The sequence below is a fragment of the Streptomyces sp. NPDC056486 genome, assembly GCF_042795295.1.
Taxonomy (GTDB): Bacteria; Actinomycetota; Actinomycetes; order Streptomycetales; family Streptomycetaceae; genus Streptomyces.
In genome coordinates this window covers 22,375-31,910 of sequence record NZ_JBHTSF010000104.1, presented here as the reverse complement: position 1 = coordinate 31,910, position 9,536 = coordinate 22,375, and the positions used below count along the sequence as shown (strand labels likewise).

The window sequence follows — 9,536 nt, the reverse complement described above, 5'->3', positions numbered from 1 at the left end:
ACAAACGCGACTACATCTTCAACGGCACACTGACCGTCACAGCAATGGTCATCTGGCTCCGCGACACCGTCCAAGAGCCATCAGAAACGCCCTAGTGCTGTGACCGGGAAGGTTCGCCGGAGGGGCTGAGCCGGTTGGATGTAAGGCCACATCCGGTCTGGCAGATGGAGGCCCGGTGGCAGAGCCCGTCCGAGTACGCAGACTGACCGATCAGGAGGGGCAGCAGCTGCAGCGGATCGTGAGGCGGGGCAGTACCAGTACGGTGCGCTACCGGCGGGCGATGATGCTCCTGGCTTCAGCTGGCGGGAACCGTGTGCCGGTGATCGCCCAACTCGTCCAGGCGGACGAGGACACCGTTCGCGACGTGATCCACCGATTCAACGAGATCGGGCTCGGCTGCCTGGACCCTCGGTGGGCGGGAGGCCGCCCCCGCCTGCTCAGCGATGACGACGAGGACTTCGTCATCCAGACGGCCACCACCCGCCCCACCAAGTTCGGCAAGCCCTTCACGCGCTGGTCGATCAGGAAACTCGCCGACCACCTGCGGCGCAACGTCGCCCGCCCGATACAGATCGGCCGCGAGGCCCTGCGCTGTCTTCTGGCCCGCCGAAAGATCACCTTTCAGCGCACGAAGACGTGGAAGGATTCCACCGACCCCGACCGCGACGCCAAACTCGACCGGATCGAGCACGTCTTGGCCCATTTCCCCGACCGGGTCTTCGCTTTCGACGAGTTCGGACCGCTGGGTATCCGGCCGACCGGCGGGTCCTGCTGGGCCGAGCAGGGAAGGCCCAACCGTAGTCCGGCGACCTACCATCGCACCCACGGAGTCACCTACTTCCACGGCTGCTACTCGGTCGGCGACGACACCCTGTGGGGCGTCAACCGCCGCCACAAGGGTGCGGCCTCATCCTTAGCTGCGCTGAAAACGATCCGGACCGCGCGTCCGGACGGCGCCCCGATCTACGTGATCCTGGACAACCTCTCCGCTCACAAGGGCAGCAAGATCCGCCAATGGGCTCGGAAGAACAAGGTCGAGCTGTGCTTCACCCCGACCAACGCCTCCTGGGCCAACCCGATCGAGGCGCACTTCGGCCCGCTGCGGCAGTTCACTCTGGCCAACTCCAACCATCCGAACCACACCGTCCAGACCCGTGCACTGCACGCCTACTTGCGCTGGCGCAACGTCAACACCCGCCATCCCGACGTGCTGGCCGCCCAGCGCAAGGAGCGTGCCCGCATCCGCAGCGAGAAAGGCATCCGCTGGGGCGGACGCCCCCTCCTCAACGCCGCATGACAGGACGGGCCGCGAGCAGGCTCAACCGACAGGGACTCTCTCCTTGAGAAAGCCGATCAGCAGATCGGTAACGGCCGATGGCCGCTCCAGGCCGGGAAGGTGACCTGCCCATGGCAGTTCGACGTGGTCGGCGTTCGCGAGCAGATGCGGCAGCCGGGCAGCGATCTGTCGGAAGTCCGCCAGATCATGCGCGCCCGACAGGACAAGGCAGGGCGCTTGAATTGCCGCCAGATCAACCACGGCCTCGACTGGCTGGAACTCCTCAGCGGCGGCCAGCTGCAGCTCGAAGGCGTGCCGCTGCATCTTGCGTACCGCCTCGCGGGCGGTCTCGTCGGCGTCCGGGCCGAGCCAGGTTTCGACCATCAGTTCCGTCGCGCCGACGATGTCCCCCGCCTCGATCAGCGCTTCCTCGCGCTCCCCGAGCGCACTCAGTTCGGCAGAAGGTTCATGACCGGGCAGGGCGGAACAGATCAACCCCATGGCGCTCACCCGATCCGGCCAGCGCGCGGCGATCTCCAAGGCGACCTGCCCGCCGTACGAGGATCCCACCAGTGCCGCCTGCGCGATGCCCAGACTGTTCAGGAGGGCCAGCGCATCCTCGGCGTCGCTGTGAGGCCGGTCCGGCGCTGGAGTCTCACCGAAGCCCCGAAGATCACAGCGCACCAGCCGGTAACCGGCGTCAATCAAGGCCGGCCACTGGGCATCCCACATCCGCCGGTCACACACCCCGGAATGCAACAGCACCAGCACAGGACCGTCTCCGGCCACATCATGAGAGAGCGTCATCCGGCAGACCCTACGCAGCGGCTGCTCGAAACGCCTCCTGATTAGCACTGCCACTTCCCCGCCCATCAGCCCGGCGAACCATGCCGGTCACAGCACTAGCGGATGACATCCGCAGGGCCAGTGGCAATGTAAAAGGTCTACGTACTCTCCATAAAGCACCATCGGCGGACAGTGGGGACGGCACTACATTGATCGAAGGGTGCACGTGTTGAAAGCTTGCGTCTTTGTGAACCGACGTAGCGTCACGGCGGCCGAAGTCTGGGCCATGGTCGACGAGGAAACCCGGAACGCCACGGAACCCTATACACCCCGAGTCGGCGACCGACCCCGTACCGCGGTCCTCATCGACGCGGAGGCCGCAGCCGCCGAAATGCGGGCCTGCGGATACGAGCCACTCGTACCGTATCCCGGCCGCACCAACGTGACTTGGCCCTCGCGCTGCATGACCTGCGGGTACGAGGGGCGTCCGACGTTCGATGCCGTCCGTAACGCGGGCCAGCGCTGTCGCGTCTGCAGGGCAAAGGAAACCCAGGTGGCTCTATTCACCAGTAGTGCCGTCAATTGTTCACGGGTTTGGGAGGCACCCAAAACCACGGTCGGGTGATGTTCACGAGTTTTGACAGCACTGGGGTACTTGCCAGGGCAGCATCGGGATGCTCCTGGTGAAAGGTCCTGGTCATGCCGCAGATGTCCAAGGTCGAGCTGTACGCGGCGATCCGGCGTGATCACCGTGCTGGCATGAAGATGCGCGAGCTTGAACGCAAGTACAACGTGTCGTGGCGGACCGTCAAGAAGGCTGTGGACTCGGTCTGGCCGGAGCCCCGAAAGAAGCTGCCGCCGCGGCCGACCGCGCTGGATCCGTACAAGCCGGTGATCGACGAGATGCTACGGACGGACCTCGATGCGCCCCGCAAGCAGCGGCACACGATCACGCGGATCTTCCACCGGCTCATCGAGGAGCACGGCGCCGATGTGTCCTACCAGATGGTCCGGCGCTACGTCTCTGACCGGGAGCCGGAGATCCTCGCGGCCTCGGGCAAAGCCCCCATTGAAGCCTTCGTGCCACAGACCCACCTACCGGGCCACGAGGCCGAGGTCGACTTCGGCGACGTGACCGTGCGCCTGGCCGGCGAGCTGGTGACCTGCTACTTGTTCTCGCTTCGGCTCTCGTACTCGGGCAAGGCCGTCCACCGGGTCTTCGCCTCCTGCGGCCAGGAAGCCTTCTTCGAAGGACATGTGCACGCGCTCCGCATGCTGGGCGGTGTCCCGCGAAGCAAGATCCGCTACGACAACCTGAAGTCCGCCGTCGCCCAGGTCCTGGGGCTGAACCGGGCCAGGGTGGAGACCGACCGGTGGATCGCCTTCCGCTCGCACTTCAACATCGAGAGCTTCTACTGCCGCCCCGGAATCGAAGGCGCCCATGAGAAGGGCGGCGTCGAAGGGATGATCGGCTACTTTCGCCGCAACCACTTCACTCCAGTACCGGAAGTCGACTCCCTCGCCGAGCTGAACGAGATGGTCGACCAGTGGGACCTGCACGACGGATACCGCAGGATTGGCTCACGGCCGCGAACCGTCGACGAGTACTTCGCCGTCGAACAGCCGCTGCTGATGCCGCTGCCGGAGGAACCCTTTGAGACCGGCAGGCTGTTTACGCCGCGGGTCGACCGCTACAGCCAGATCGCCGTCCGCACCAACCGCTACTCGGTCCCGACCCGTCTGATCGGCAAGCGGGTGCGTGTCGTCCTGCATGCTTCTCACCTGGTGGTTTACGACAGGAACGCTGATCGCGAAGGGCAGCTGCCGCCTGGATCTGGACCACTACCTCGAAGCCCTCATCCGCAAGCCGGGCGCCTTCCCCGGTGCCACGGCCCTGGAACAGGCTCGGTCGGCGGGCAAGTTCACGCCGGTCTATGACGCCTGGTGGGCTCAGGCCCGCAAGGTTCACGGAGAGCGGGACGGCACCCGAGCGTTGATCGAGGTCCTGCTGCTGAACCGGCACCTCGCCCACGAGCACGTGGTCGCGGGTCTGGCTACCGCACTGCGGGCTGGCGCCCTGACCGCTGACGCCGTCGCCCTGGAGGCCCGCAAGGCCGCCCAGGCTGAGGACGAGCCAACCATCGGCGCATCCATCCCGGCGTCTCCGGGGCAGATGCCTGCCACCGTCACGTCGCTGCACGAGTGGCGGCTTACGCACCTCCCGCCGGACACCAGACCGCTGCCGTCGGTAACCCCCTATGACCAACTACTCCGACGCCGCCGCACCAGCGGCAGCGACCAGCCCAGTGACCCTGCCCCGACAGCGAGGCTTGACCGAGCAGGCCGCCGACGCCGCAATTGACACCGCCTGTCGCCTGCTGAGGCTGCCCTCGATCCGCAACGAGTTCAACGAGATCGCCGACCGGGCGATCAAGGACCAGATGACCTACCGCGGCTTCCTCGCCGAACTGCTGATGACCGAGTGTGACGACCGGGCCCGCCGCCGCTCGGAACGGCGCATCAAGGCAGCTGGCTTCCCGCGGGAGAAGTCCTTGCGGGCCTTCGACTTCGACGCCAACCCGAACATCGACGCAGCCACCGTCCACACCCTCGCCAGCTGCGAATGGATCAAGAAGAGCCAGCCGCTCTGCCTGATCGGCGACTCCGGCACCGGCAAGTCCCACATGCTCATCGCCCTGGGCACCGAGGCCGCCATGAAGGGCTACCGCGTCCGCTACACGCTGGCCACGAAGCTGGTGAATGAACTGGTCGAGGCCGCGGACGAGAAGCAGCTCAACAAGACCATCGCCCGCTACGGCCGCGTCGATCTCCTCTGCATCGACGAACTCGGCTACATGGAACTCGACCGCCGCGGCGCCGAACTCCTCTTCCAGGTGTTGACCGAGCGCGAGGAGAAGAACAGCGTCGCCATCGCCTCGAACGAGTCCTTCGGCGGCTGGACCAAGACCTTCACCGACCCGCGGCTCTGCGCGGCCATCGTCGACCGCCTCACCTTTAACGGCACGATCATCGAGACCGGCACTGACTCCTACCGCCTGGCCAGCACCCGCGCACGAGCCGAACACGCAGAAGCGGGCTGATCAGCTGCTTCAATGCCTGGCCGGCAGCCGATGAAGACCGGCCAGGCCGACGTCACCCGAGCGGGGCCCGCCCAGGTCCGTGGGCTTGCCATCCAGATGAGCGCCGATACGCCTGAAGGTCCGGGCGTTGTCCTCGAACAGATGCGCCTGCATGCCCGCCGCCTGAGCCGCCTCAATATTGACCGCGACATCATCGATGAACAGGCAGCTTTCCGGCCGCACGTCCAAGCTGGCACATGCAGCCTCGAAGGCACGCAGGTCAGGCTTCTCGATGCCGAGCTCGTGTGAGTAGACGATCTGCTCCACCAGTTCGTCGAAGTGATATAGCGCCGTCTCCCGCTCCCGGGCACCGACGAAACTGTTGCTCAGGATGCCCAGCCTGCAGGTTCCGCGCAGCCCTCGCACGTAGTTGATGAGCTCCTCGTTCGGAGTTCCCAGATACTCCCCCCAGAGATCGCCCATGAAGGCTTCAACCTGCGACGCGTCGAGACCCAAACGGGCCGCCACCTGCTCGTTCACCTCTCGCTCGCTGATGCTCCCAACACTCCCGGCCCGCCACACGTCGTGCATTCGCTCATGGACAGTGCCCAGTGGCAGTTCCAGCCGCTCCTCCCACCGCTGCACCCATCCCGTTTCCGGTGTGAGCTCCAGCACGCCGCCGATATCGAGAATGACGCAGGTCGCCGTCATGTGAACTCCATTTCCTCGTAATGACCTTGACGAGCGAGCACAGACCGCCTGCTCATGTGACCGAGAGACAGCGTCTTCTCTCCCCCTGGGGCAAGGTCAAGCGATCCTCGGAGCTTGTGACAGCTCTGTCGCAACCCGCCGACCCGACTCGCCTCAATCAGCAGGTGCCTTCAAAACTCGTGACGACCCGCGAAGCAGTCGACCGCATGCCGACGTCGAAACTCGTGAACAAACGCTGTCGCAAGAAGTGATCGAAGCCACCCATGCGAAACGCGCCGCCACGAACGCGCCGAAGGCCCAAGAAACCATGCGCACGGCCGGACTCCAACCGCTGGAACCCTACCCGGGCAGCCAAACGCCGTGGCGGTGCCGCTGCACCACATGCGGTCGCGAAACCAGCCCCACCTACTCCAACGTCAACAGTGGTTCGAAGGGCTGCCGGTTCTGTGCCCTCAACTTGGCCACCGACGAGCGGGCGTCCGCCGAAGTGCGAGCTGCCGGGTTCGAGCCGCTGGAGCCGTACCCCGGCCGCACCACGGACCATTGGCGCTGCCGCTGTTCCTGTGGAAAGGAAGTCACGACGCGCCTGTCCTCCATCCGGTCGGGAACCACCGGCTGCAAGAAGTGCCCCCGATCCGGCGGCCGAACCGATCCGGCGGCAGCCGCCGCGGAGGCACGCGCCGCCGGGTTCGAGCCGTTGGAGCCCTATCCGGGGAAGACCACCGACCGGTGGCGCTGCCGGTGCAGGTGCAGCACGGACATCACACTCACCCTGACCAGCATCAGAGGAGGCCGCACCGCGTGCGGCACGTGCTCCCAAGGCCCGACTCAGTAACCATCGGCGGTCACAACGTGCCAAAGGCAAACGCCACACCCAGGCCGTCATGGCGCTCTCCCGCCGCCAGGGTCAACGTTCTCTGGGCTCTCCTGCGCGACAGACGATGCTATGAGCTCACACCGCCGATGGCCCGAGCGGCTTGACAAACGGCACTAGGAATCGACGTTGATGCCGTAGTCCGCGGCCAGGCCCGCCAGCCCGGTGTCGTAGCCCTGGCCGACAGCACGCACCTTCCAGCCCGAACCAAGTCGATAGACCTCCACAGCGATGGCGACGGTCGCGCGAAACGAAGGGAACTGGCTCAAAGGACAATCTTTCACCGGAGGGTTGGGTGATGTCCGCGCGCCATGTGGAGTGCTGGTCGAAGACAGCCACGGGCTGGGATTCGAGGTCGATGCTGGCGATGACTGCCACGGTGTGGATGTCGTCGGGAATCTCGGGCAGCTCCACGGTGACGATGTCGCCATCCGTGCGGACCCCGTCGTGGTGGGGATGGTTATAGAAGACGAGGTCCTGGTCGCTGCGGACCTTGCCGTGGCGGGTGAGTAGGACGGCGGAGACATCAACGGGCGTACCGGTGGCGGTGACGCGCACCATTACCCGCTCGGATGCGAGATGGGCATTAGCGCCCTTGCCCAGCACGTTCCCGGCCTCGCGCTGGGACTCTGGGGCAGCCTTGACCGCATCCGCGTCGGATGCCTCTGCGGGTCGGCTGGTACCGGTCAGCGCGGCGAGGGTGTCCTGGAAGAGGGGCCAGCCTTGAGCTTCTTCGCCGGGCCAGGGCCAGGCCAGGCGGTGGGCGCCGAACTGTTTAGGTGTCGGCGGATGTCCGAGGGCCTCGTAGAGCTGCACATAGTGCAGGCTTTCCTCGGCCAGGCGGCTGAGCTGCCACTGCCGTTGGGCTTCTTCGGGCTGATTCATGCGGAGGTCGTTGTCTACGGCGGCGCCGCCGAGCGCGGTGTAGACGCGCTCGGCGAAGACGTGGCCGTCACTCGTAAGCAGACGAGCCGGACGCTGTTGCTGGGCGGCAGCGGGCTCGCCGATCGCGGTGTACAGGGCGCCGAGGTCACCGCCGGTCCATTGGTTGGCCGCGCTGGTGGCGAATTGGGCGAACTGGATCAAGGTAGGTGGCTTGCCCTTCGCGGCCACGAACCGGTGATGGGCACGGGCAACGTCTTCCAACGCGGCGCGCCACCGCCCCTTCAGGTAGGCGTCGAGATACTGCTCTGCCCAGCCACGGCGATGGCGGGTGACGATGTCACGCACCCGCTCGAACCCTTCGCGGCGGCTGCCGCTGCTGTGACTCATCGTCAGGGTGAAGGAACCGATCTCGGTGTCCACCGGTAGCTCCCTGTGCTCCCGGACGATCTCCTCCTCCGGTCCCAAATGCCGCTCAGCAATGCGCAATTCCTCGAACAGATCCGGCGAGACAGGACAGCCGGCGGCACGCAGCGCATCGAGGGGGCGGCTGTAGTAATCGGCCACATCGGACAGAGGGGCGCGGGAGTAGGGGCCTTCGCACACGAACCAGGCGGTCAGCGCGACACCGTGCCAGAACTCCAGAGCGGGGCCGAGCGTTTGGGCCATCAGCTGGTGGGGCCGGGGGTTGCTGACGATGGCGCCTGGGTGGCGCTGCAGCGTCACCGACTGCCAGAGGCGGTCCACCTGCTCGTTGGCGGAGGCGGGCAGCACCTGCCGGTACAGCTGCTGGGTGATTCCGTGGTCGTCCTGCCAGGCGAAAGACATGATCTCGTTGTCGACGAGTCCCCATAGCGGCCGCATGCCGGGTCTTTGGACAGCATGCGTGTGGTCGAAGGCTGTCCACCAGTCGCGCAGGGCTGCAGCACGTTCTTCGACGGGGGAAAGGGAGGTCGGGCCACCGAGGAAGGCCGCGAGCATGGCATGGATTTCGCCCTCCGGGATGCCCGCCTCGGCGGCCATGCCAGCTGCCTGGGCAGACATCCCCACGTACAGGCGCGGCTCAGGCAGCGTGGTGATGACTTCCTCGTCCGAGTGCGGTAGCGCCTGCAGGTAGTCCAGTACGGTCAGCCAATCGCCGGCGAAGTAGCCGGAGACCACCGGCTGCAGCGCCCGAGTCAGGACCCGTCTGGCCAGAGCGGTACCGGCCTTGGCCTTCTTGGCGAAGCAGGCAATGAGTGCCTGCGTCTGCTGGATGCGGTGACGGGTAACGAGCTGCAGAGGATCAGTGGCGGTGAGGGTGTCCAGGAGCCGGAGGCGGGCGCGTTGCTGCCCGCGCCGATCCAGCCGGTGCCAGCCGCCACCGAAGCGGAACTCCTCGAGCGCATCCCGGCCCAAGCCCAGCAGACGGTAGCGTTCCTCGATACCGGCCCACTGCTGCTGTTGGTCTTCGACGGTCCCGGCCGGTCCCGTTGCCCGCACCCGGACCGGCTCCAACAACGTCTCGAACAACGGCACCAGCAGCGCCCACAGCAGTACCGCGTCCGCGCCCTCCACAACGCTGACCCGGGCGGTGTCATCGGTGGCCAACGTCACCGCGTGGGCGGGGTGTTCACGCAGCAGATGCGGCAGGTTGACTGCTCCTGCCTTCACGGAGAGCTTCTGCGGCAGGTACCACGCACCGCGTTGCTGTTGCTCCCGCACTCCGAACTTCTCAGCACACCAGGCCTTCTCCGACCCGCTGAGCCCAAGCACTTCAACACTGTCCGCAGCCTGTGGTCCTTTGCCTCTGATCACCGAGGCCACTCGCTGGCCGCTCAGTGCGGCGGCCAGCAGCCGGCCCGCGAGCGCGTCGAGCTCGGCGAAGCGCTGGTGCTGCCCGGCAGCCGCCTCCAAGGCAAGCCCGTCTTCGGGGGATGCGCCGATG

6 protein-coding genes and 3 pseudogenes are annotated in these 9,536 nt (G+C 66.2%); 4 read left to right on the top strand and 5 right to left on the bottom strand.

Annotated elements, in window-relative coordinates:
* The first annotated feature begins 175 nt into the window (after positions 1-175).
* Positions 176-1,297, top strand: a complete 1,122-nt coding sequence (locus ACFQ7F_RS31595) for an IS630 family transposase (RefSeq protein WP_383277714.1) — start codon at positions 176-178, stop codon at positions 1,295-1,297.
* A 21-nt stretch (positions 1,298-1,318) separates the two neighbouring features.
* Here the strand turns inward: ACFQ7F_RS31595 and ACFQ7F_RS31590 are convergent, their stop codons facing one another.
* Positions 1,319-2,083: an alpha/beta fold hydrolase gene (locus ACFQ7F_RS31590; protein WP_383277711.1), complete on the bottom strand. Its 765-nt coding sequence runs from the start codon at positions 2,081-2,083 to the stop codon at positions 1,319-1,321.
* Between the two features lie 687 nt (positions 2,084-2,770).
* Here ACFQ7F_RS31590 and istA point away from each other — a divergent pair.
* A pseudogene (gene istA, locus ACFQ7F_RS31585) lies at positions 2,771-4,424 on the top strand (IS21 family transposase).
* Positions 4,369-5,163: an IS21-like element helper ATPase IstB gene (istB, locus tag ACFQ7F_RS31580; RefSeq protein ID WP_383277708.1), complete on the top strand. Its 795-nt coding sequence runs from the start codon at positions 4,369-4,371 to the stop codon at positions 5,161-5,163. Before istA ends, istB begins: the two are co-directional and overlap by 56 nt.
* Before the next feature lie 9 nt (positions 5,164-5,172).
* Here the strand turns inward: istB and ACFQ7F_RS31575 are convergent, their stop codons facing one another.
* Both ACFQ7F_RS31575 and ACFQ7F_RS31570 read right to left on the bottom strand, forming a co-directional pair.
* Complete coding sequence (locus tag ACFQ7F_RS31575) at positions 5,173-5,853, bottom strand: HAD family hydrolase (RefSeq protein ID WP_383277705.1); 681 nt, start codon at positions 5,851-5,853, stop codon at positions 5,173-5,175.
* A gap of 405 nt (positions 5,854-6,258) precedes the next feature.
* Positions 6,259-6,432, bottom strand: coding sequence for a hypothetical protein (locus ACFQ7F_RS31570; protein ID WP_383277702.1), 174 nt, complete (start codon positions 6,430-6,432; stop codon positions 6,259-6,261).
* A 269-nt stretch (positions 6,433-6,701) separates the two neighbouring features.
* Here ACFQ7F_RS31570 and ACFQ7F_RS31565 point away from each other — a divergent pair.
* Positions 6,702-6,834 (top strand): annotated as a pseudogene (locus tag ACFQ7F_RS31565) (IS110 family transposase); the annotation flags it as partial.
* 9 nt (positions 6,835-6,843) lie between these two features.
* Here the strand turns inward: ACFQ7F_RS31565 and ACFQ7F_RS31560 are convergent.
* Positions 6,844-7,158, bottom strand: a complete 315-nt coding sequence (locus ACFQ7F_RS31560; RefSeq protein ID WP_383277720.1) for a TerD family protein — start codon at positions 7,156-7,158, stop codon at positions 6,844-6,846.
* Positions 7,091-7,288 (bottom strand): annotated as a pseudogene (locus ACFQ7F_RS31555) (TerD family protein); the annotation flags it as partial. The pseudogene ACFQ7F_RS31555 and the gene ACFQ7F_RS31560, both read right to left, overlap by 68 nt.
* Positions 7,289-9,536 lie beyond the last annotated feature (2,248 nt).